The organism is Roseibium porphyridii (assembly GCF_026191725.2).
Lineage (GTDB): Bacteria > Pseudomonadota > Alphaproteobacteria > Rhizobiales > Stappiaceae > Roseibium > Roseibium porphyridii.
The window spans coordinates 5,300,650-5,323,786 of the sequence record NZ_CP120863.1 but is presented as its reverse complement, the minus strand read 5'-3'; the positions used below and the strand labels follow the sequence as shown (position 1 = coordinate 5,323,786).

Annotated in this window: 22 protein-coding genes; 19 read left to right on the top strand and 3 right to left on the bottom strand. The window is 55.6% G+C overall.

The features are described 5' to 3' along the window. Position 1: 1 nt before the first annotated feature. The 18 genes from K1718_RS24555 (at position 2) to K1718_RS24470 (ending at position 18,859) form a co-directional block, all read left to right on the top strand. Entirely contained in the window at positions 2–985 is a 984-nt protein-coding gene (locus K1718_RS24555) for a BMP family lipoprotein (RefSeq protein ID WP_209007104.1), read from the top strand. A gap of 92 nt (positions 986–1,077) precedes the next feature. After that, positions 1,078–2,073 (top strand): BMP family lipoprotein, encoded by a 996-nt coding sequence (locus K1718_RS24550; protein ID WP_265680499.1) that lies wholly within the window; start codon positions 1,078–1,080, stop codon positions 2,071–2,073. Between the two features lie 67 nt (positions 2,074–2,140). Then, positions 2,141–3,694, top strand: coding sequence for an ABC transporter ATP-binding protein (locus tag K1718_RS24545; protein WP_265680500.1), 1,554 nt, complete (start codon positions 2,141–2,143; stop codon positions 3,692–3,694). Continuing rightward, positions 3,691–4,797, top strand: a complete 1,107-nt coding sequence (locus K1718_RS24540) for an ABC transporter permease (protein ID WP_152503576.1) — start codon at positions 3,691–3,693, stop codon at positions 4,795–4,797. Before K1718_RS24545 ends, K1718_RS24540 begins: the two co-directional genes overlap by 4 nt. Positions 4,798–4,799: 2 nt before the next feature. Further along, on the top strand, positions 4,800–5,768 hold the full coding sequence (locus tag K1718_RS24535; protein WP_265680501.1) for an ABC transporter permease: 969 nt from the start codon (positions 4,800–4,802) through the stop codon (positions 5,766–5,768). After that, positions 5,765–6,163, top strand: coding sequence for a cytidine deaminase (locus K1718_RS24530; protein WP_265680502.1), 399 nt, complete (start codon positions 5,765–5,767; stop codon positions 6,161–6,163). Before K1718_RS24535 ends, K1718_RS24530 begins: the two co-directional genes overlap by 4 nt. Before the next feature lie 6 nt (positions 6,164–6,169). Next, positions 6,170–6,979 (top strand): purine-nucleoside phosphorylase, encoded by an 810-nt coding sequence (locus K1718_RS24525; protein ID WP_152503573.1) that lies wholly within the window; start codon positions 6,170–6,172, stop codon positions 6,977–6,979. Continuing rightward, positions 6,976–7,758: a deoxyribose-phosphate aldolase gene (deoC, locus tag K1718_RS24520; protein WP_265680503.1), complete on the top strand. Its 783-nt coding sequence runs from the start codon at positions 6,976–6,978 to the stop codon at positions 7,756–7,758. The genes K1718_RS24525 and deoC overlap by 4 nt, the downstream gene beginning before the upstream one ends. Before the next feature lie 23 nt (positions 7,759–7,781). Then, positions 7,782–9,098, top strand: coding sequence for a thymidine phosphorylase (deoA, locus tag K1718_RS24515; protein ID WP_265680504.1), 1,317 nt, complete (start codon positions 7,782–7,784; stop codon positions 9,096–9,098). A gap of 84 nt (positions 9,099–9,182) precedes the next feature. Continuing rightward, positions 9,183–10,403 (top strand): phosphopentomutase, encoded by a 1,221-nt coding sequence (locus K1718_RS24510; RefSeq protein ID WP_265680505.1) that lies wholly within the window; start codon positions 9,183–9,185, stop codon positions 10,401–10,403. A gap of 56 nt (positions 10,404–10,459) precedes the next feature. Then, positions 10,460–11,464, top strand: coding sequence for an adenosine deaminase (locus K1718_RS24505; protein ID WP_265680506.1), 1,005 nt, complete (start codon positions 10,460–10,462; stop codon positions 11,462–11,464). Positions 11,465–11,521: 57 nt separating this feature from the next. Then, a complete protein-coding gene (locus K1718_RS24500) occupies positions 11,522–12,766 on the top strand; it encodes a DUF1688 family protein (RefSeq protein WP_265680507.1) in 1,245 nt (414 codons plus the stop codon). Between the two features lie 69 nt (positions 12,767–12,835). After that, positions 12,836–13,465, top strand: a complete 630-nt coding sequence (gene upp, locus K1718_RS24495) for a uracil phosphoribosyltransferase (protein WP_152503567.1) — start codon at positions 12,836–12,838, stop codon at positions 13,463–13,465. Between the two features lie 112 nt (positions 13,466–13,577). Next, positions 13,578–14,477, top strand: a complete 900-nt coding sequence (locus K1718_RS24490; protein WP_265680508.1) for a ribokinase — start codon at positions 13,578–13,580, stop codon at positions 14,475–14,477. 80 nt (positions 14,478–14,557) lie between these two features. Further along, entirely contained in the window at positions 14,558–15,073 is a 516-nt protein-coding gene (locus tag K1718_RS24485; RefSeq protein ID WP_265680509.1) for a retropepsin-like aspartic protease family protein, read from the top strand. A 75-nt stretch (positions 15,074–15,148) separates the two neighbouring features. Then, positions 15,149–16,648, top strand: a complete 1,500-nt coding sequence (locus K1718_RS24480; protein WP_265680510.1) for a phosphomannomutase/phosphoglucomutase — start codon at positions 15,149–15,151, stop codon at positions 16,646–16,648. Between the two features lie 128 nt (positions 16,649–16,776). Continuing rightward, positions 16,777–17,775, top strand: a complete 999-nt coding sequence (locus K1718_RS24475) for an aldose epimerase family protein (protein ID WP_265680511.1) — start codon at positions 16,777–16,779, stop codon at positions 17,773–17,775. Positions 17,776–17,830: 55 nt separating this feature from the next. Further along, complete coding sequence (locus K1718_RS24470) at positions 17,831–18,859, top strand: histone deacetylase family protein (protein WP_265680512.1); 1,029 nt, start codon at positions 17,831–17,833, stop codon at positions 18,857–18,859. Positions 18,860–18,865: 6 nt separating this feature from the next. On the opposite strand, the gene K1718_RS24465 is transcribed toward K1718_RS24470, so the two are convergent. Then, complete coding sequence (locus K1718_RS24465; protein WP_265680513.1) at positions 18,866–19,486, bottom strand: HAD family hydrolase; 621 nt, start codon at positions 19,484–19,486, stop codon at positions 18,866–18,868. A 50-nt stretch (positions 19,487–19,536) separates the two neighbouring features. On the opposite strand from K1718_RS24465, the gene K1718_RS24460 reads away from it, so the two are divergent. Further along, complete coding sequence (locus tag K1718_RS24460) at positions 19,537–20,511, top strand: phosphate/phosphite/phosphonate ABC transporter substrate-binding protein (RefSeq protein ID WP_265680514.1); 975 nt, start codon at positions 19,537–19,539, stop codon at positions 20,509–20,511. A 28-nt stretch (positions 20,512–20,539) separates the two neighbouring features. Here K1718_RS24460 and K1718_RS24455 read toward each other — a convergent pair whose 3' ends face one another. Both K1718_RS24455 and K1718_RS24450 read right to left on the bottom strand, forming a co-directional pair. After that, a complete protein-coding gene (locus K1718_RS24455; protein ID WP_265680515.1) occupies positions 20,540–21,715 on the bottom strand; it encodes an acetate/propionate family kinase in 1,176 nt (391 codons plus the stop codon). 2 nt (positions 21,716–21,717) lie between these two features. After that, positions 21,718–23,130 (bottom strand): bifunctional enoyl-CoA hydratase/phosphate acetyltransferase, encoded by a 1,413-nt coding sequence (locus tag K1718_RS24450; RefSeq protein ID WP_265680516.1) that lies wholly within the window; start codon positions 23,128–23,130, stop codon positions 21,718–21,720. Positions 23,131–23,137 lie beyond the last annotated feature (7 nt).

Sequence of the window (23,137 nt, the reverse complement as noted above, 5' to 3'; positions counted from 1 at the left end):
CATGGGCACGGCGCTCGCCGGTCTGGCCTTTTCTGTCGCTGGCGCGATGGCGGCTGAAATCAAGCCGGCAGTGCTCTACGACCTTGGTGGCCGTTTTGATAAGTCGTTCAACGAGGCGGCCTACACAGGTGCCGAGAAGTTCAAGGAAGACAACGGCGTCGAATACCGTGACTTTGAAATCCAGAACGACAGCCAGCGCGAGCAGGCACTGCGCAACTTTGCAAAGCGCGGCATGAGCCCGATCGTTGCCATCGGTTTCTCGCAAGCCAACGCCGTTGAAAAAGTCGCTAAGGAATTTCCTGACCTTCAGTTTGCTATCGTCGACATGGTCGTGGATCTGCCAAATGTGCGTTCCATCCTCTTCAAGGAGCACGAAGGTTCCTATGTCGTCGGCATGCTGGCTGCAATGGCTTCCGAAACCGGCAAAGTCGGCTTCGTTGGCGGCATGGACATTCCGCTGATCAGCAAATTCGCTTGCGGCTACAAACAGGGCGTCATGTCCGTTAATGCCGATGCTGAAATCTTTGAAAACATGACCGGCACCACCGGCGCGGCCTGGAACGACCCGGTCAAGGGTGGCGAGTTGGCAAAGTCCCAATTCGACCGTGGCGCGGACGTTGTCTACCACGCAGCCGGCGGCACGGGCATCGGTGTTCTTCAGGCAGCAGCTGACGCCGGCAAGCTCGGTATTGGCGTGGACAGCAATCAGAATGCGTTGCATCCCGGTTCCGTTCTGACGTCGATGCTGAAGCGTGTTGATATTGCCGTATATCAGGCATTTGAGGACGCCCAGAACGACGCATGGTCTTCAGGCTTCGAAGTGCTCGGCCTCAAAGAAGGCGGTGTCGACTGGGCACTGGATGACAACAATGCCGAACTCGTCAACGATGAGATGAAGGCAGCTGTTGAGCTTGCTTCCCAGAAAATCATCTCAGGTGAGATTGAAGTCCACGACTACATGTCCGATCAGTCCTGCCCGTTCTAAGGCAGAGTTGAAAAATGACCTCCGTGCTTTTTGTACGGAGGTCACTACTCCTTGAATTTCAAGACCGCTCAACCAGCGTTGCGGGGAGCCGGATGTTCTCTTTCAGGTCAGTTCTTTTTTCCGCTTTGATGGCCACTACGCTATCAGCCACGTCCGCTCTGGCCGATCCGGCGATCGTCTATTCGGTTGGCGGCAAGTTCGACGGATCCTTCAACGAAAGCGCGTTCACAGGCGTTAAGCGCTTCCAGGAGGCCGGTGGCGAAAGCGTTCGCGAATTCGAACTCGAGCGCGATGCCCAAAGTCTGCAGGCACTGCGCAATTTTGCCAGTCGGGGCAGTTCGCCGGTGGTCGCAATCGGATTCAATCAAGCCAATGCGCTTGATCAGGTTGCGCCATCGTTTCCGGAAACGGAATTCGCAATTGTCGACATGGTTGTCGATCAGCCAAATGTCCGCTCGTATGTCTTTAAGGAGCACGAAGGCGCCTATATCGGCGGCCTGCTCGCGGCCATGGCGTCGAAAAGCGGCACCATCGGCTTTGTTGGCGGCATGGATATCCCGATCATTCAACGGTTCCTCTGCGGCTACAAGCAGGGGGCGCTTGATGCAAACTCCGACATCAAGGTCGTCTCGAACATGACCGGCGACACGCCTGCCGCTTTTGCCGATCCGGTGCGCGGCGGTGAATTGGCGACGGGGCAGATCCAGCAAGGTGCAGACGTTATTATTCAGGCTGCAGGCGGCACCGGCATCGGTGTTCTGCAGGCAGCTGCGGATGCCGGCATTTTGGGCGTCGGGACGGATAGCAATCAGAACGGACTGCATCCAGGCAAGGTGCTGACCTCCATCCGCAAACGGGTAGACAACGCCGTTTTCGACAGTTTCACCTCCGCCAAGAACGGAGACTTCAAGCCCGGAATTCAGGTGCTGGGTGTTGCTGATGGCGGCATGGATTGGGTTTTGGATGACGATAACAAGGATCTGATCACTTCAGAGATGAAAGCAGCCGCCGACAAGGCGGTCGCCGGAATTTCAGACGGATCGATCAAGGTTCACGACGTCGTTGCTGATGGAAACTGTCCTTTCTGAGCGAAAGGCCCGTCAGCGGTGAGGGGGCAAGAATGACAAGCAAGAAATGTCAGGCCTGGGGGAAGGCATGAGCGAAACGCCGGCAATTGAACTGCGCAAGATCAACAAGAGCTTTGGAGCGGTCCACGCCAACAAGGATATCGACCTTGTTGTGAAGAAGGGCTCAATTCACGGCATCATCGGGGAAAACGGCGCGGGCAAATCGACGCTCATGTCCATTCTCTATGGCTTCTATTCAGCCGATGACGGCGACATTCTCATCAATGGTGAAAAAGTCACCATTTCAGATTCCAAGGCTGCCATTGGCATGGGGATCGGTATGGTCCACCAGCATTTCATGCTGGTCGATAATTTCTCAGTGCTGGAAAACGTTGTCCTGGGGGCAGAAGACAGTGCCTTGCTCGCCGGCGGACTGTCACGGGCACGCACCACGCTCAAGCATCTTGAAGAAGAATATGAACTGCGCGTCGATCCGGATGCGTTGATCCAGGACCTTCCAGTGGGGTTGCAGCAAAGGGTCGAAATTCTGAAGGCGCTCTACCGCAGTGCTGAGGTCCTGATCCTGGATGAGCCAACCGGCGTCCTGACACCCGCTGAAGCGGACCACCTCTTCAAGATCCTTGAAGTTCTGAAGAACGAAGGCAAAACGGTCCTTCTGATCACCCACAAGCTGCGCGAAATCATGAAAGTGACCGACACCGTGTCCGTCATGCGGCGCGGAGAGATGGTCGCGACGCGCGAAACCGCAAAAACCTCAATGGAAGAGTTGGCCGAACTGATGGTTGGCAGAAGCGTCCTTCTGCGTGTCGACAAGGACCCGGCCACGCCGGAAGCGCCGGTCATGGAGGTTGAAAACCTGACCGTGACCGACAGCCGCGGAGTGCAGGTGGTAAAGGATGTCAGCTTCACTGTGCGAGCTGGTGAAATCGTCGGCATTGCGGGCGTGTCCGGCAACGGACAGTCGGAACTGCTTGAAACCTTGTCCGGCATTCGTCAGGCCACCAGCGGTACGCTGAAGATAAACGGCGAAACGATCGACCTTGGCACCAGCAGGCTGGACGCCGCCGATATGCGGGCCAAAAGCATGGGGCATGTCCCTGAAGACAGACACCGGATGGGACTGATCAACTCCTTCTCCGAATATGAAAACTCCATACTCGGTTATCACCGGGATCCGGCCTATTCGAAGGGCGTCCTGATGGATCTTGCCGCGATCAAGAAAAATGCCGTCGCTGAAATAGAAAAATACGATATCCGACCACCGAACCCGATGCTCAAAACGGCCAATTTTTCCGGCGGAAATCAGCAGAAGATCGTGCTTGCACGCGAAATTGAGCGTGACCCTGAAGTCCTGTTGGTCGGGCAACCGACACGCGGCGTCGACATCGGCGCTATCGAGTTCATCCATCGCCGCCTCGTGGAAATGCGTGACGCAGGCAAGGGGGTGCTCCTGGTGTCTGTTGAGCTGGATGAAATTCGCGCCCTCTCAGACAGAGTTCTTGTGATGTTTGACGGCAAGATTGTCGGCGAACGTGGTGCCAATGCAGAAGAAGGCGAATTGGGCCTGCTGATGGCCGGTGTAGAAGACAACCAAACCGCGGCAGCAGGAGGCACTCAATGAACTCCGGACAGCTTCCCCGCTGGGTCGATTTCGGCCTTATTCCGTTCCTGAACCTGGCCGCTGCCTTTCTGGTTTCAGGTCTTGTTGTGGTTCTGATTGGTGAAAACCCCCTGGAGGCCGTGAAGATCCTGGTTTGGGGGTCTCTCGGTTATGGTGAAGGCATTGGCTTCACACTGTTTTATGCCACGAACTTCATATTTACCGGCCTTGCTGTTGCCGTTGCCTTTCATGCCGGGCTCTTCAACATCGGAGGCGAAGGTCAGGCGTATATAGGTGGTCTCGGCGTGGCCTTTGCCTGTCTCGCACTGGACCATTATGTGCCCTGGTACGTGACACTGCCCTTCGCGATCCTCGGGTCCGCACTGATGGGCGCTGCCTGGGCATTGATCCCTGGCTGGCTTCAGGCGACCCGCGGCAGTCACGTTGTTATCACGACCATCATGTTCAACTTCATTGCATCGTCTCTGATGGTCTATCTGCTGAACAATATCTTGAAGAAACCGGGGTCGATGCAATCGGAAACCCGCACTTTCGAGGAAGGTGGCCGCTTGCCGTTTCTCAATGACATCTTCCCGTCCTTCGGCTTCGGCTATGCACCGGTCAATCTGTCGCTCTTCGTTGCGCTGGGAGCCTGCGTCCTTGTCTGGCTTCTGATCTGGCGTACCAAGCTCGGGTTCGAAATCCGCTCATTTGGTGCCAATGCGACAGCAGCCGTCTATGCAGGCATTTCGCCCGTAAAGACCATTGTGGTCACAATGCTGATTTCTGGCGGTCTCGCCGGCATGATGGCGATCAATGAGATCATGGGATCTCAGCATCGGCTTCTGATCGACTTCGTGACCGGTTATGGCTTTGTCGGCATCGCAGTTGCGCTTATGGGCCGCGCCCACCCGGTCGGCATCGTTCTCGCGTCGGTTCTGTTCGGGATGCTCTATCAGGGTGGCGCGGAATTGTCCTTCGAAATGCCAAGCATCACGCGTGACATGATTATCGTCATTCAGGGCCTCGTTATTCTGTTCGCCGGTGCGCTGGAACACATGTTCCGGCCAACGATTGTCCGATTGTTTACGCCCTCTAGGGCGCTCAAGGCGAAGGAGGCGTAGACATGTTCGAAGTTTTGATCCTGACGCTTGATTCCACTGTCCGTCTCTCAACTCCGCTGCTTCTGGCCTGTCTGGCTGGTCTTTATTCCGAACGCTCCGGCGTCGTTGACATCGGCCTTGAAGGCAAGATGCTGGGAGCCGCGTTCGGTGCCGGTGCCGTAGCCTATATCACGGCAAACGCCTGGCTTGGCCTGATGGCGGGCATCGCCGTCTCCGTCGCACTTGGTCTGTTGCACGGCTTTGCCTCGATAAGCAATCGCGGCAATCAGATCGTTTCCGGTGTTGCCATCAATTTCCTGGCGGCTGGTCTGACGGCGCTGCTCGGCCAGACATGGTTCCAGCAGGGAGGCCGGACACCCTCCTTGCCAGATGGCGGACGTTTCAGGGATATCGTCTGGCCGTTTGCCGAACAGATCCGCGAAGTACCATTTATCGGCCCGCTCTATGGCGAGTTGATTTCGGGACACAACATCCTCGTCTATGCAGCATTTCTTGCTGTGCCGCTGACTTGGTGGGTGCTGTTCCGCAGCCGCTTTGGCCTGCGCCTGCGTGCAGTTGGTGAAAGTCCGGCTGCTGTGGATACCGCGGGCATCTCCGTTACCTGGCTGCGCTACCGCGCTGTTATCGCCTGCGGCATCCTGTGCGGATTTGCCGGTGCCTATCTGTCGATTGCCCAGGGCTCGGGTTTTGGTGTGAATATGACTGCGGGCAAGGGCTTTATTGCACTGGCCGCCCTCATATTTGCCAAGTGGCGCCCGGCCAGTGCAATGTTTGCCTGTCTGCTCTTCGGTTTCCTGGACGCCGTTTCCATCCGCATGCAGGGACAGGAGTTGCCCGGTATCGGTGAAATTCCCGTTCAGTTCTTCCAGGCGTTGCCTTACATCCTGACAGTGATCCTCTTGGCCGGCTTCATCGGCAAGGCGATCCCGCCGAAGGCTGCGGGCATACCGTATCTGAAGGAACGTTCATGAGCGATTTGAACGCCCTCTTTGAAGCTGCAAAGGCGGTTCGCGAAAAAGCCTATGCGCCATATTCGAATTTTCTGGTTGGGGCAGCATTGCGGACCCCCGACGGGGAGGTTTTCACCGGATGCAACGTTGAAAACGCGTCCTATCCGGTGAGCGTTTGTGCGGAAGGTGGTGCTGTCAGTGCTATGATCGCCGCTGGCCATCGCCAGATTGCTGAAGCGGTCGTGATTGGCGATGCGGCTCTATGCACACCTTGCGGCATGTGCCGCCAGCGCTTGAAGGAATTCGGCACGGACGATCTGATTGTCCATGTCGCCGACTTAAACGGCATTCGACGCAGTTTCTCAATGGATGAGCTGCTGCCGGCTGCATTCGAACTCGAAGACAAGAAGGACTGACCCTCCATGAGTGGTTATGGCCGTGAATGTGCGGATATTGTCCGCGCTGCCCGTGAGGGATCCTATAAAATTGGCATGATCCTTGGCTCCGGTCTCGGAGCTCTTGCAGAGGAAATTGAAGACGCCGTGCGAATTCCCTATTCGCACCTGACCGAGTTTCCGATCTCCACTGTGACGTCTCATTCCAGTGAACTGGTCGCGGGGTCGCTTGCAGGTGTACCGGTGGTCATTCTTTCAGGGCGCGCGCACTACTATGAGAGCGGTGATCCGACGGTGATGCGCACACCTGTTGAAACGCTGAAGGAACTCGGCTGCGAGGTCCTGCTTGCGACCAATGCGGCGGGCTCATTGCGGGAAGAAGTTGCACCGGGGTCTCCGATGCTGATTTCCGACCACATCAATTGGTCAGGCAAGAACCCGCTGATCGGCGAGGAAGACGAAAAACGGTTTCTTGACATGAGTGCCGCGTATGACCCGGAACTCCGAGCTGCTATGAAAAAGGTAGCTGCTGAAACCGGCGATCCGGTCGCGGAAGGGGTTTATATGTGGTTCTCCGGTCCATCCTTCGAGACGCCAGCCGAAATTCGCATGGCCAAGATGCTCGGGGCTGATGCGGTCGGCATGTCCACAGTGCCGGAAGTCATCATGGCAAGGTTCCTTGGAATGAAAGTGGCCGCGATGTCGATCATCACCAATTACGGTGCAGGTTTGCAGGCCCATGCGCTGTCGCACGATGAAACCAAATCGGTTGCCCTTCAGGGCATGGAACGCATGAAAGAGCTGGTGCGGGCATTTGTGAAGGAGGTCGGTGAATGAGTGACATGATCGAAATCGCAGCACGTGCTCTCGGATTGGTTGATCTCACCAATCTGAATGACGATTGCACGGCTGACGATATCACCAAGCTTTGCGCACGAACGGTCACAGACCACGGCTCTGTCGCAGCCGTTTGTGTCTGGCCGCGCTTTGTTGCACAGGCAGCCCGGGAACTGACAGGCACAGGTGTCAAAGTGGCAACTGTGGTCAATTTTCCAGCTGGCGGTGAAGATACCGAGGCCGTGATTGCGGAAACCAAACAGGCGATTGCCGACGGCGCAGACGAAATCGACCTTGTCATGCCCTACAAGGCCTTTGCCTCTGGCAGGAAAGGCTTTGCGGAAGAACAGATCATTCGCGTCAAGGCGGTTGTTCCAGATGGAGCGCTCTTGAAGGTGATCCTGGAAACCGGCGAGATCAAGGACCCGTTGCTGATCCATGCTGCATCAAACCTGGCCATTGCCGCTGGTGCAGATTTCATCAAGACCTCAACCGGCAAGGTGGCTGTCAACGCGACCCTTGAAGCAGCGGAAATCATGTTGACCGCAATTGAAGAAGCCCGTCGTGACGACGGAGAACGCGTAATCGGCTTCAAGCCTGCTGGCGGTATCAAGACGGCTGAAGACGCGGCTGCGTATCTGGCTATCGCGGACAGGATCATGGGCCATAACTGGGTTTCGGCGCATACGTTCCGTTTCGGTGCGAGTGGATTGTTGGATTCTCTGATTTCCACGATCGAAGGTCAGGAAATCGTAGATCATTCCCATCACGGCTACTAGGACGGCTTCAAAAAGGACAAAAAATGCTGCCGCAAGAAATTATCCGGAAAAAGCGCGACGGGGGAACGCTCGACGCGGAGGAGATTGCATTCTTCGTCAAGGGGCTTGCTGACGGCTCGGTCACGGAAGGTCAGGTTTCAGCGCTTGCAATGGCGGTCTTTTTCAAGGGCCTAACCGTAGACGAGCGCGTGGCTTTGACCCTCGCGATGCGCGACAGCGGCGATGTCCTGGACTGGTCGGATGTCGAAGCGCCCGTTCTCGACAAACACTCAACAGGCGGTGTTGGTGACAATGTTTCACTGATGCTTGCACCGGCGCTCGCAGCCTGTGGTGCGGCTGTTCCGATGATTTCAGGCCGCGGTCTTGGTCACACTGGTGGCACGCTCGACAAGTTCGACAGCATTCCGGGCTATCAGACCCAACCGGACAATGTGCTTTTCAAGAAAGTGGTGAAGGAAGTCGGTTGCGCGATCATTGGCCAGACAGGAAACCTCGCACCCGCTGACAAGCGGTTCTATGCCATTCGTGATGTGACCGGCACCGTGGAGAGCGTGGATCTCATCACAGCCTCCATCTTGTCGAAAAAACTGGCGGCGGGTCTGCAAGGTCTGGTGCTCGACGTCAAATGGGGCACCGGTGCTTTCATGGCGAGCCTGGAAGAAGCGCGTGCGTTGGCTGAAAGTCTTGTTCTTGTTGCAAATGGCGCCGGACTGAAGACCACTGCGCTTCTCACTGATATGAACGAGCCCTTGGCATCTGCAGCCGGTAACGCAGTGGAGATGCAAAATGCTGTCGATTTTCTGAAAGGCACCGCTGTCGACAACCGGTTGTGGGACGTCACGGTGGCGCAGGGTGGAGAACTGCTCGCGTCCGGTCGCCTTGCAGCCTCAGCTGAAGATGGCGCGCGAATGATGCGCCAGGCCTTCGAAAGCGGCAGCGCAGCAGAGAAGTTCGGTCAGATGGTAAGTGCACTCGGGGGACCGACAGACTTTCTAGAAAAAACTGAACTTTATTTGCCGAAAGCGCCAGTGGTCGCCCCGGTCTATGCCCAGCATGACGGGGTTGTCACACAAGTGGATGCACGGGCTGTCGGCGTCTGCGTGGTGGCGCTTGGCGGTGGCCGTACGGCTGCCGCGGATGTCATCGATCACTCTGTTGGCCTCACCAGCTTGGCTGGTGTCGGAAATGCGGTCGATGCCGACGCGCCGCTTGCAATTGTGCATGCCAAGTCGGAAGCGGACGCGGAAACGGCGGCTGCTGCCCTGCGCGATGCCTATACGGTTGGATCTGCGGGCGACGTCGTCGATCGTGAGAGTGTCGTCGACCGCATCGCTCCTTAACAGACGACTGACGGTTGGCAAATGGTTGCCAGTCGCCCACCGGTCATCGAAGAACCGGCAACAACAACAACTGAGGAGATGCCCATGCCTCGTGCAATTCTGTGCGTATTGGACAGTTTCGGCATTGGCGGCGCAGCGGACGCCGAAGCTTTCGGCGATGCCGGATCCGACACATTGGGTCACATCGCTGAGCAGTGTGCGGTGGGAAAGGCAGACAAGGATGGTCTTCGCAGCGGTCCCTTGAACGTGCCCAATATGGATAGGCTCGGTCTGGGCGCCGCGGGAAGGCTGTCGACCGGCAAGGACGTTCCCGGTCTCAGTTTTTCAGGAGATCCCGAGGGGCTCTGGGGCTATGCGGCTGAAGTTTCAAACGGCAAGGACACACCATCCGGGCATTGGGAAATAGCCGGTGTTCCGGTCCGGTTCGACTGGGGCTATTTTCCTGAAACGGTGCCGACTTTTCCGCAAGAACTGATCGAGAAAATCAGCGAAAAAGCAGGTATGAACGGGATCCTCGGCAACAAACATGCGTCGGGTACCGTCATCATTGCCGAACTCGGTGAAGAGCATGTCAGGACCGGCAAGCCGATTTTCTACACCTCGGCAGATTCCGTAATCCAGATTGCCGCACATGAAGACCACTACGGTCTCGAAAGGCTCTATGAGCTTTGCGAGATCACGCGAGAATTCGCTGACCCTTATAATATTGGTCGTGTGATCGCTCGGCCATTTGTCGGTGATAGTGCCGACACATTCGAGCGCACTGCAAACAGGCGCGACTACTCGGTTCTGCCACCAGAACCGACGCTGTTGGATCGGCTGACTTCGGCGGGTCGAACAGTTTATGGCATCGGCAAGATATCCGACATCTTTGCGCATCAGGGCGTTTCCAGAGTCTTGAAAGGCGCCGGAAACGACCAGCTCTTCGACAAAACGCTCGAAGCCATGGATTTGGCACAGGATGGAGATCTTGTTTTTGCAAACTTCATAGACTTTGACTCGCTTTACGGTCATCGCCGTGATGTGCCCGGCTATGCTGCTGCGCTTGAGCATTTCGATCGTCGACTGCCTGAAATGGTGGCGGCCTTGCGCGAAGGCGATCTGCTGTTGCTGACCGCCGACCATGGCTGTGACCCGACATGGAAAGGTACCGATCACACGCGCGAAAACGTGCCTGTTATCGGAACCGGTCCGGGAATTTCAGGGCGCAGCGTTGGCGGGCGCACGACTTATGCCGATATTGGCGAAAGCATAGCAGTTCATTTGGGTGTCGCCGCCGGTCCAAACGGTGCCAGTTTTCTGTAGTCTGTTTGCAAAAGTCAGTCGCGGAAGGCCCTGACCAACTTGAGGATCTGCCGGAAATGAATGTTTCAAGCCTTGTGCCGAAGGCGGAATTGCATTGTCACATCGAGGGAGCTGCGCCGCCGTCGCTGGTCAAGCGTCTTGCCGAAACGCACGGACATGACGTGTCCGAGGTGATCGACGGCAACGGGAAATACATCTGGTCGGATTTCACGACTTTTCTAAGGGCCTATGACGTTTCCAGCGGGGTCTTCAAGACACCGGCAGACTATGCTTTGCTTGCCGAAACCTACTTTCGGATGCTGGCTGCAGAAGGCGCGATCTACGGGGAAATATTCGTTTCGCCCGACCACGCACAGGCCGCTGGCCTTTCTTACCGTTCCTATATCGAAGGCCTGGCGACAGGCATGGAGAGAGCCAAGAACGAAACGGCGATTGAGGGGCGCATGATTGCCATTGGTGTTCGCCATTTCGGGGCGTCCTCCGTAGAGCGTGTCATCAAGGAAGTCATCGGCAACCCGCATCCATTGGTGACAGGTTTTGGATTGGCAGGAGACGAACGATCAGGTCATCCGGCCAATTTTGCCAAGGCTTTTCGAATGGCAGCCGAAGCCGGACTTGGAACCACTGCCCATGCCGGGGAATTTGGGGGACCTGAGAGCGTAACAGCCGCGTTGGAGTTCCTGCGTGTCAAACGGCTCGGACATGGGGTACGTGCGATTGAGGACAAGGATCTTGTCAAGCGTCTGATCGAGGAAGAAGTTGTCCTGGAAGTCTGCCCAGGTTCCAATACCGCACTTGGTGTCTATTCGCATCTGCGCTTTCATCCGGTAAACATCTTGCGCAAGGAAGGCGTCAAGATAACTCTGAATTCCGATGATCCTCCGTTCTTCGGTACAACGCTGGGCAAGGAGTATTCCTCGGTTTCCGAGACTTTTGACTGGACCTTTGAAGACCAGATGGAAATAACGCGCACAGCTCTTGATGCAGCCTTCTGTGACGATGCCACCCGCAATCGGTTGCTTGTGCGCCTCGACAGCGCCAGAGAGCGACCCGTTGAATGAACCACAAGAGATTTTCGTGCCAAGAGGGTTTCACTTTAGATTGGTAAGTCTAAGTTCATGAGTGCCGAATTTTCCGCTCCGATCCTTTTCCAGCCACAGGAAGTGCGCCGCAGGGCTCACGCGTTTCTGGACATGGGGATCGCGGGTAAACTGAACCATGTTGGCCTGGATCTGACAAAGCTTGACGATGCACTCGGCCTGGTTCTTGAAACGACCAAAGAAATCTACCCTGATTTCCAGATACCGCCATACGGAATCTGGCGCGCCTTTGAAACAGGTGGCATCGACCGCTGGTCCGCGATGGCAAGTGCCAGAGAATTTGAATCGGCGCAGGAAATGCTTTTGGCTGCTGCCGATCTCGCCTTGCTCGCGTTGTTCATGAAAACGCGGCGCCCGGGAAACTGGGTTTTTGAAGACCCTATGACCGGCTCGAAAGTGGCCGGAGATGATGCGCTGGCACTCGCCGCCTTTCACATGTTCGCTTCCGGGTCATTTTCTGGTGAAATGACCGATCCCTACCGCGTGGACGCCGAAACGCTTGTTCGGCTTGACCTGAACGAACTGACTTCCGGCCTTCAGTGGGATCGGGATGCGGATCAGGAGTTACTCAGTGCAATGCAGGCCCACCTCAAACGTTTTGGCGAGGCCATGGCGTTGAGGCCCGATCTGTTTTCGGAAGGCAACGTCACACGACCAGGCGTTCTTGCGCTTCGTCTTGCAGGTGAAGCCGATGCCGGCATCGATGCCAGCAAGCTGCTTGATAATTTGCTGGAGACATTCGCTCCGGTCTGGGACGGTGGCGCGAAGGCTGGTGACGTTGGTCTTGGCGACAGTTTCGATTACACCGGTAAGTCTGCCGGTTCAGAGACCACGACGGTTCCGTTTCATTTGTGCGCCCAGGAAATGGTCTATTCGCTGGTGGAACCTTTTGCCTGGGCAGGATTTGAGGTGACCGGCCTCCAAGACTTAACGCCGCCATCAGATCTCGCTCATGCCGCTTTGTTTGTTCAAACAGGCGTCCTGGCCATCAGTTCTGAAAACGATGAGGCGTTGCCGGAAGAGACGAAAACTGACCGCATGGTTGAACTGCGCGCAGTGAGCGCAGCCTTGGCCGACAAACTTGCAGACAGGCTGCGCAGCGAACTTGATGTCAGTGCGGATCAAGTGCCTCTGACATGCATCCTGGAAGGCGGGACAAGGCGGGCCGGGCTTCGGATTTTGAGCCAGAATGCAAATCTTTTCAAAAAACTCGGGCAATACTTGAATCCCCGGACTGTTTTTTGGTTGCCGTTCGGGGCATAGGTCCTGAACATGCAGTGAAGTCACAAACAGACCGTGGGCGAACGGTCGTTAGTATCAAGAGAGGCAGACATGTCCGGAGCAAATGTCATCAGTCACCCGCTGGTTCAGCATAAGCTGACCATCATGCGCAACAAGGGGACATCCACACAGGGTTTCCGGCGGTTACTTCGTGAAATCTCGACGCTGCTCTGCTACGAGGTCACCCGCGACCTGCCGCTTATTCGCCAGACCATCGAAACACCGCTTGCCGAGATGCAAGCGCCGATGCTCGCCGGCAAGAAGCTGGTCTTTGCATCTGTCCTTCGGGCCGGCAATGGGCTTCTGGAAGGGATGCTTGAATTGGTTCCATCCGCACGCGTTGCTCATGTCGGGCTCTATCGTGATCCTGAAACACTGCAGCCGGTTGAATATTACTTCAAAGCCCCGGAAGATCTGAACGAGCGTTTGGTGATCGTTGTTGATCCGATGCTGGCAACGGCCAATTCGGCAATCGCCGCGGTTCAGAAGCTGAAGGAAAGAGGGGCAAACAACATTCGGTTCCTCTGCCTCCTGGCAGCTCCCGAAGGTGTTGCAAAGTTCAACGAGATGCACCCGGATGTGCCGATCTACACAGCGGCCATAGACGAGAAGCTCAATGAAAAAGGCTATATTGTCCCGGGCTTGGGAGACGCTGGCGACCGCATGTACGGTACGAAATAGATTTTGTATTCACGATGTGGCAGTTACGATTGCGCGGCAGGTTCCTGCCGCGCATTTTTCTTGCGCTTGGCGATGGGGCTTTTAACCTCTGGCTCAAACGGGGAGGCAATGAATGATCACGGTATTCGGATCCATTAATCTGGATCTGGTTGTTGCTGTGCCGCGCTTGCCGCGGGCCGGAGAGACTGTAAGCGGTCCAGATCATCAAATGTTCCCGGGTGGCAAAGGCGCAAACCAGGCGCTGGCTGCACGGCGCGCTGGATCGGCTGTGACGATGATCAGTGCCGTCGGACAAGATGCATTCGCGGATCTGGCGCTGCGCAATCTGCGCGAAGCAGATGTCGACCTGTCCGGCATCAGATCGCTTCCCGGAACGACTGGCATCGCTTTGATCGGCATCGACCCGGCGGGCGAAAACCAGATCATCGTTGCCAGCGGAACGAACGCGCGCGTTGATGCCGAATGGCTTTCAGAAGTGCTCATACCGAATGGCATCCTGCTGTTGCAGGGCGAAATCCCTTTCACCGAAAACGTCACCTCAATGCAAATGGCCAAAGCCGAAGGGTCTCGTGTGATCTGGAACCCGGCACCCGTTCCTGAAGGCAATCTGCGCGCTGCCTTGGAAGCGACGGATGTATTGGTTGTGAATGAAAGTGAAGCAGCGCTGATCGCGGCCTCGTTAGGGCTAGCTGGCGAACCGGAGGCATTTCTGGCTCATTTCGCATCTGACGGACATGTTGCAGTTGTCACTCAAGGATCCCAGGGCATCGTGGCCGATGATGGCAATGGACCGGTTCGGATTGGCGCTCCAAAGATAGAGGCTGTCGATACGACTGGGGCCGGCGATGCCTTCTGCGGTGCATTGGCGTCTGCGTTGGATCGCAACATTCCCTTTCCCCGTGCACTAAGGGAAGGGATCGCCGCCGGTGCGCTTGCCTGCACGGTAACGGGTGCTCAGACGAGTGCACCACACCATGAAGACATCATGCGTCTTGCCGATCAAATTCTCTGAAGCGGCTTTACAGCCCGCTAAGGAAACCGTGCTAATCAGGCTGACCGATTGTTGTGTCGAGTTCGGACTAAAGGTCAGCCATGGCGCGATTTGTGCTGATATTGCTGTTTTTCATCGGGATAACCCCGTTTCTGCCCAATCTGCTGCAGAAGTTTGCACCTCAGCTTGCGGCGGGTAACATCCAGTCTGCGAAAACGGCTGACATTGATGAAACGCCCGGAGGCGATCGCAAACATCGTATCTCTGCCAACTATCAGGGCCAGTTCGTCGACTTGTTCAAGGTGAATGGACAGACGGTAGAAATGTTGGTGGACACCGGCGCAACACATACCGTGTTGCCTGAATCGGTTGCCCGAGACGTTGGCATTTTCCCGAAGGCAGCGGACTACAAATACGCTATTCGTACAGCCAATGGCACGGTTTATGGTGCCATGGCGGTCATCGATGGGATGCGGATCGGAAGCATTCGATTGAAAAACCTGGATGCCCTGGTCTTGAAAGACCAAAGTCTTGGTCAACCCCTGCTGGGAATGTCTGCTCTCAATCAATTGGACCGGTTTGACATATCAAACGGGACACTAGTACTGGTTCAGTAGTCAATTGAAGCTTTTGAGTTTAATCCAATCCGTTCGGCCGAGTGGCCCCGAAACAAGTTCATTTGCGAGGTATTGATGTTCCCGAAACCTGTGGCAAGCCTGACGCCGAACACGCTCGAATACGAATCCTTGCCGATGGTCAAGCCGACGGGATTCCGGGAGTACGATGCCCGTTGGCTCTTCGAAGAAGAAATCAATCTGATGGGCATGCAGGCGCTTGGCATGGGTATCGGAACCCTGATCCATGAGCGGGGCGTGCGACCGGATATTGCCGTTGGACATGATTTTCGCGGCTATTCCGCTTCCATCAAGATGGCCGTGATCAATGGGTTGCTGGCGGCTGGCGTCAACGTACATGATATCGGGCTGGCTTTGTCGCCTATGGCCTATTTTTCGCAATTCGCATTGGATGTTCCTGCTGTTGCCATGATCACGGCATCCCACAATGACAACGGATGGACCGGTGTCAAAATGGGGATCGACAGGCCTTTGACATTTGGTCCTGATGAAATGAGTCGCCTCAGGGAAATCGTCCTGGGTGCCGCGTTCGATCTGAAAGGTGGTGGCAGCTACCGGTTCGTTGACGGTTTCCCGGAGCTTTATGCCAAAGACCTGACGGACAGGCCCAAACTGAAACGCCCGATCAAGGTGGTTGCAGCTTGCGGCAACGGCACCGCCGGAGCTTTCGCTCCAAAGATCCTTGAGGCACTTGGGGCAGAAGTCTTTCCGTTGGATGCGGAACTGGATCATACGTTTCCGCGATACAATCCGAACCCGGAAGATATGCAGATGCTTCATGCATTACGGGACAAAGTTCTGGAAGTTGGCGCAGAGGTTGGACTGGGTTTCGATGGGGATGGTGACCGTTGTGGCGTCGTCGACAATGAAGGCGAAGAAATCTTCGCCGACAAGGTTGGCGTCATGCTGGCGCGTGACATTTCCGCCCTGCATCCGAACAGCCAGTTTGTGGTCGATGTGAAATCGACCGGGCTTTACCATACTGACCCCGTCCTTCAGGCCAATGGTGCAAAGACCGACTACTACAAAACCGGTCATTCCTATATCAAACGTCGCGTCAGGGATTTGAACGCAGTCGTTGGATTTGAAAAGTCTGGGCACTACTTTTTCAATCAGCCGATTGGACGCGGTTATGACGATGGTCTCGTGTCCGCTATCGCAATTCTCGACATGCTGCACCGCAATCCGAACAAGACAATGGCCGACCTGCGGCGCGATTTGCCCAAGACCTGGGGCTCGCCGACCATGTCTCCGAAATGTGCCGATGAAATCAAATACGATGTTATCGAACGTGTCGTGTCGAGATTTCAGGACATGAAGGAACGGGGCGAAACTGTTGCGGGACAGGCGATAACCGACCTGATTACGGTCAATGGTGTGCGTGTAGTCAGCGAGGACGGAACCTGGGGACTGGTTCGTGCCTCTTCGAACAAGCCCGAACTGGTTGTCGTGGTCGAAAGTCCCGTTTCTGAAGATCGTCTGCACGCCATGTTCAAGGCCGTCGACGGCATCCTGCGTGAGAACCCCGAAGTCGGCGACTACAACCAGACGATTTGAGACCGGTAGTTGAGACTTGCCTATGAGAGTTTCGGTGAAGACTTGAGCTTGAGGGCAGGGGCAACGAATGATCCTGTCGGCTTGCGGCGCTCGGAAAACGGACCTGAGATGGGTCTACGGAGAATTGCATGATCAATGAATTCGGGTTTCTTCCGGACGGAACTGCTGTTCAGGAGATCACCCTTAAGAAAGGTGTCTTGGAGGCTTCGATCCTGACACTTGGCGCGGTTATCCGGGACTTGAAAGTGGATGGGCAAACAGTTGTGCTCGGTTTTGATGACCTGCAAAGCTATCTGGATCATTCGCCTTATTTCGGGGTAATTGCCGGGCGATGCGCCAATCGCATCGCCGGCGGTAAAATGAGCATTGACGGAAACGAATACCAGTTGGACTGCAATGATGGAGGCCGCAATCATCTTCACGGCGGCTCAGATGGGTTTTCAAACCGCATCTGGCAGATCGAGCAAAGCGACAAGGCCAGTGTGCTCTTGAAGTTGGTTTCTGAAGACGGTGAAATGGGATATCCAGGCCGCGTTGAAGCACTCGTTCGATATACGCTTACCGGTTCTGGAGCATTGCGCGTCAAGATTACGGCAACAACCGACAAAACCACCCCGGTCAACCTCACACAGCACGCATATTTTAATCTGGATGGCAGTGAGACTATCCTGGGTCACACGCTTGAAATTGCGGCAGAAAGCTATTTGCCGGTAGACGAGCATTTGATCCCGACAGGGGAAGTCAGGAATGTTGCCTGGACAGCGTTTGATTTTCAGGATGGCCGTAAACTGAAACGAAAATCCGGTGAAGAGGACGTTTTTTACGACCACAATTTCTGTTTGGCGGACGCGCCGCGCGACCAGGTCGCCTTTGCGGCAGCACTTGAAGACAGCGCAGGTGACAGGCGCATGGAAGTCTGGACCACGGAGCCCGGACTTCAGTTATACGATGCCGGCAAACTGACTGTTGCTGTTCCCGGGTTGGACGGAAAACACTACGGCCCACATGCCGGACTGTGCCTGGAAGCGCAGCGTTGGCCCGACAGCGTCAACAGGTCAAACTTCACAAATGTTCTGTTGCGGCCGACTGAGACTTATAGTCATGTGACGGAATTCCGTTTTTCGTGAGATCGGATACACTAGGATCTGCGGGTGAGGCCAAGGCGGGACTGGGGAGAAGTATTTGAAGACCGTTTTTTCAGACACCCAGCTTGCCCATGCGCCGAAGCAGGAGATTTCAGACGGCGAATTGAAACCCGCTGTCGAAGTTCCGAGCCGGGCCGAAATGGTCCTGGAAACCGTCAAAAGTCGAAAAGTCGGCGAGATTGTTTCACCGGATGATTTTCCGATCAGGCCGCTCCATAGAGTACATGCACCGGACTATGTCGGCTTTTTGGAAGACTTCTGGGATAAGTGGCTGGCGGCAGGCCGCTCCAACGAAGCTTTCCCGTTTGTGTGGCCGATCAGAAGTCTGCGGCAGGACATTGATGTGAACCACATTGATGGATTGCTCGGTCGATATTCAATGGACGCGGGCACTCCGCTTGGTGAAAACACTTTCAAGGCGGCGCGCGCCTCTGCCGATACCGCGCTGACGGCTGCAAAATTCCTTCTGGATGGAGAACAATCCGCATTCGCACTGTGCCGGCCGCCGGGACACCACGCCGGTTTTGATTTTTTCGGAGGGTATTGCTTCCTCAACAATGCGGCCATCGCAGCACAGTATCTGCGCGACTACGGATTGCATCGCATCGCCATTCTGGATGTCGATTACCATCATGGAAACGGAACCCAGGCTCTTTTCTACGACCGGCCTGACATCCTGTTTTTGTCCATTCACGCCGATCCGAAGGATGAATATCCTTATTTCCTGGGTTATGCCGACGAGACGGGAGAACACGCGGGCACAGGTTTCACGCGCAACTGGCCGCTTCCGCTTGGTACGGATTGGGATAGCTATACTCCTGCACTCGAAGAGGCCTGCCGTTGGCTGCTGGTTTACAAGCCGGATGCGATGGTCGTGTCGCTTGGCATGGATTGTTATGAGAACGACCCGATTTCCGGTTTCCGCTTCAAGAGCGAGGACTTCAGTCGTCTCGGCGAACGACTGAAGAAAGTCGGCGTGCCAACCTTGTTCGTCATGGAAGGTGGCTATGCCGTCGACGCACTGGGCACCAACTGTGTCAATGTGCTTGAAGGATTTGCCGGCTAAGGAAGCTTAGTTAGTGAGCAAACCGCGATTCTTGAGGTCCTGCCGCAAAGCGTGCGCCTCTTTAAAATGATGCGCTTGCATCCCGACATTGCGGGCAGCCTCAACATTGGCCGCTGAATCGTCGATGAACAGGCACGTGCCGGGTTCAAGTCCATTTCGATTAAACAGGACCTGATAGATCCTGGGGTCCGGTTTGATCAAACGCTCTTCTGCAGACACCACAGTGTCGACAAAGCTGGTCTTGAGAAACGGGAATCGTACCAGGCACTCTGCGAATTTTTCGTTCGAAAAATTGGTGACTGCAAAAAGCGGGGTGTTCTTTTCTTGGAGCTCCTGGAGGATTTGGCGTGTCCCGGAAACTTCACCGGGGATCATCTCGTGCCATTGATCTGAATACGCCGCAATCAGATCTGCTTTGTCGGGATGAAGTGCGCAAAGCGTATCAACGGCCTCTGCCCAGGAGCGTCCAAGGTCCTGTTCAAGGTTCCAGTTCATGTTGCAAACGTTTTGGAGAAAATCTGCTCTTTCGACTTCATCCGGAATGAGACGACGATAAAGATGTTCAGGATTCCATTCGATCAGGACATTTCCTATATCGAACACCACGGTCGTGATAACGTCATTCATGGGCCGCTCCGGTCAATGTTGTCAGGGTGCAAGATAGGTGAGATAGGAATTTGCGTTTTCTCCCAAAAGCTTATGTCGGAATTGCGACGTGGACAGGAAACGCCGTCGGGTTGATTGCACTTATTTTCCTTGTGTTTGTGTTTGCCGGTTCAACACTTGCTCAGGAAAGCGCTGACTTGCCGGATCGTCTTCGACTTGGTGTTGTGGTGGCCGGGGATGAGAACGCCAGGGACAGAGTTGAGCCGTTTCGGCTGGCGCTTGAAGATATTGCCGATCTGCCGGTTGACCTCTTTTTGATGGATACAATGGGTGACGCCGTAGAAGCTATAGCTGAAGGGCGAATTGACTACGCACGCCTGTCACCCTCCGCCTATGCGGCAGCATACAGGCTTTGCAGCTGCATTGAACCTCTCGTTACCGCTGGTCCGGATGACTTTCCAGCGCGTTTTTATGCCATCCTTGTCGGCAAAAGTGGTACCGAGAAAATATCGCTTGCGGACCTGAAAGACGTCCGTCTGGCCGTTGGTGGCAAGAACAGTTCAACGGGCTATCGCGTTCCCTTGGCGAACTTGGCGGCAGACGGTATCGACGTGAGGGCACATTTCAGCACGCTGGTGGAAGTTCAGGATCCCGTTGACGGTATTCGCGCGTTGCTGGATGGACGGGTACAGGCGGCACTCGCCTGGTCGACCCTGGCTGGAGAGGCAAAAAACGGCTACACGGCCGGAACGCTCAACGACTACTACGTGAGCGGCGGGCGCGGATTTAAGGATCTGGAGATTGTTTGGCGTTCGCCCCCCATTCCCTATTCCGCTCATAGTCTGGGAAAAGATCTGCCGGATGTGTTGAAACGCCGTTTGAGAGCTGGGTTGATGGATATGCGACGCGAGGACCCCGGCGCTTATCTTGCGATTGAACCCGACTTGCCAGGTGGCTTTGAGCCGGTTGTACATGCTGACTATCGCCCGGTGGTCCGCACTTACGAAGACGCCTTTGCAAGCGTGTTAGAACCGTCTGGCCGATAGATAATCGAGTATTTTGAGAGTCAACTTGTTAGAGTGCCGCCTTCAAGAGTGTTTCCGTGTGTCGACGGATCATTTCTTCTTCATTGGTTGGAATGACCAGTACCTTGATCTGAGAAGTGGCGGCGGAAATGTCTTCTTCCCGCGCTTTGTTTCGAGCCTCATCAATCAACATGCCGAGCCAATCCTGCTCTGCACACACACGCTTCCGGATGAGCGCTGCGTTTTCGCCGATTCCGCCTGTGAATACGAGCGTGTCCAGACCGTTCAGGACTGCTGCCATGGCACCAAGTTCACGCCGAATGCGAAACACGAAATAGTCGATTGCCTCGGCGGCGCGCGGATCGGTGCTTTCGCTTAACCTGCGCATGTCCTGGCTGATGCCGGACAGGCCCTTGAGACCGGAGTTCTTGTAGAGCAGATCTGAGACTGCGTCAGCGCTCATGCCTTTGGTGGTCAAAAGATAAAGGACGACGCCCGGGTCGAGTTGGCCGCATCGCGTGCCCATCGGTAACCCGTCCAGTGCCGTAAAGCCCATTGTCGATCCGATGCTTTGGCCATCACGGATGGCACACATGGACGCGCCATTTCCCAAGTGGGCGACAACAACCCTGCCTCGGAAAACGTCTGGACGTGTCTCCTTCAAATGACTGCAGATGAACTCATAGGAAAGCCCATGAAACCCGTATCGACGGACACCTTCGTCATAAAGAGATCTGGGAAGAGCGAATGTATCGTTGACCCACGGATGCTTGCGGTGGAAGGCAGTATCGAAACATGCAGTTTGCAAAGCGCCTGGAAATGCCGCGCGCGCGGCTTCCACACCGGCAAGGTTGTGAGGTTGATGCAGCGGCGCCAAGGGTTCGAGCGCCTTGAGATCCTGAAGAACTGTGTCGGTTATCTTCAAGGGGCTGGTGTGATAAACGCCTCCATGGACAACCCGGTGACCAACGGCGTCAACCGGACGACCACCAAGCTCTCGTTCAAGAATGGGTAGGAGGGCAGCCAGCGCCGTCTTGTGGCTTGTTCCTTCGTCGTCTTGAAGGTTGCGGTCAATTGTCAGACCGGAGGCATGAGATACCAGCGCAAGATGAGGCTCGGCACCCAACCCCGAGATCTGTCCTTTGAGTTGCTCGCACTTACCAGAGTAGAGCGAAAACTTGATTGAAGAAGAACCGGAATTCAGGACGAGGATAACCGGAACCACGATCACTCTTCCTCGCGGTCGAGCATTCCGGCTGGAAGGCCGTTCTTCTGCCAATGCACATAAAGCATTGCCAACGCGCAGGATGCGAGGCGGGCACGGCCGTCATCCGCGCGACTGGTCAGCATGACCGGAACCTTTGCCCCTATGACAAGGCCAGCGGCTTCTGCGTGGGCGATGAATGTGAGCTCCTTGGCCAGCATGTTACCGGATTCCAGATTAGGCACGATCAGGACTTCTGCGTGTCCGGCGACCAGCGAGGTGATACCCTTTGTCCGTGCCGCCTGGACATCGATTGCGTTGTCCATTGCGAGAGGACCATCCACAACGGCCCCGCTGATTTGGCCTCGCTCGGCCATCTTTGAAAGAACCGCTGCATCAAGGCTGGAAGGGATGGCGGGATTGACGGTTTCGATTGCGGACAAAATGCCGACACGGGGTGTGTCCAAACCGAGCGACCGCGCCGCATCAATCGCGTTTTGTGTAATGTCGACCTTGGTGTTGAGGTCAGGCGAAATGTTGATCGCTGCGTCCGAAATCAGCACCGGCGTTTTGCGTCCTGGAATATCCATGACAAATACGTGGCTGATCCGACGTTTGGTTCTGAGGCCTCCGTCTCGCTTGACCACATGTTTCAGCAGGTGATCGGTGTGAAGGTGGCCTTTCATGACCGCCTTGACCCGCCCTTCATGAACCATTTCTACCGCGCGTCCGGCCGCTTCAGACTCGTCTTCGATATCAATCAGCTCAAATTGGCTGATATCTTCATTCAGTTCGTTTGCTGCGGTTTCAATCCGGTCTCTTGCGCCGATCAAGACAGGATCGATCAACCCCTCCCTTGCAGCTAGGAGGGCACCTTCCAGCGAGTTCGGATCATCGGGCGCCGCGACTGCGGTCGGCAAGGCTGGCAGGGTTTTGGCCAACTCAATCATCCGATTGAAATGGCGATGTCGTTGGACAAGAAGCGCAGGAATTTCGCTGGCATCGAATTCAATTGTTTCCGTCGGGGCGCGGACTTCGGAAATACCCTCAACAAGTCTGACGCCGTCTTCGCGGGTGACGGACATGTCAAAGAGAACGATATTGTCAGGCCGTTTCTCGGTGGCAGTCACTTTGACGGTCAGTTTGTCACCGACAGCCGCACGACCCAGGAAACGGAAGGACTGGGCCTTATAGACGCTGCCTGGGCCGGGCAGAATGTTGCCAAGTACGGCAGACGCGAGGCCGCCAACCCACATGGCTGGGGCCATCGGTTTGTCGATCTTGCCGTCTCCGGTCCAATCGGTATCGGGTAAATGAATTGGATTGCGATTTCCCGAGGCGTGGGCAAAAACCAGGAGATCGTTGGATGAACACTCCCGGACAATCTCGGCCGTATCACCAATCTCGATCTGTTCATACGTCTTGTTTGTCGCCATCGACTAA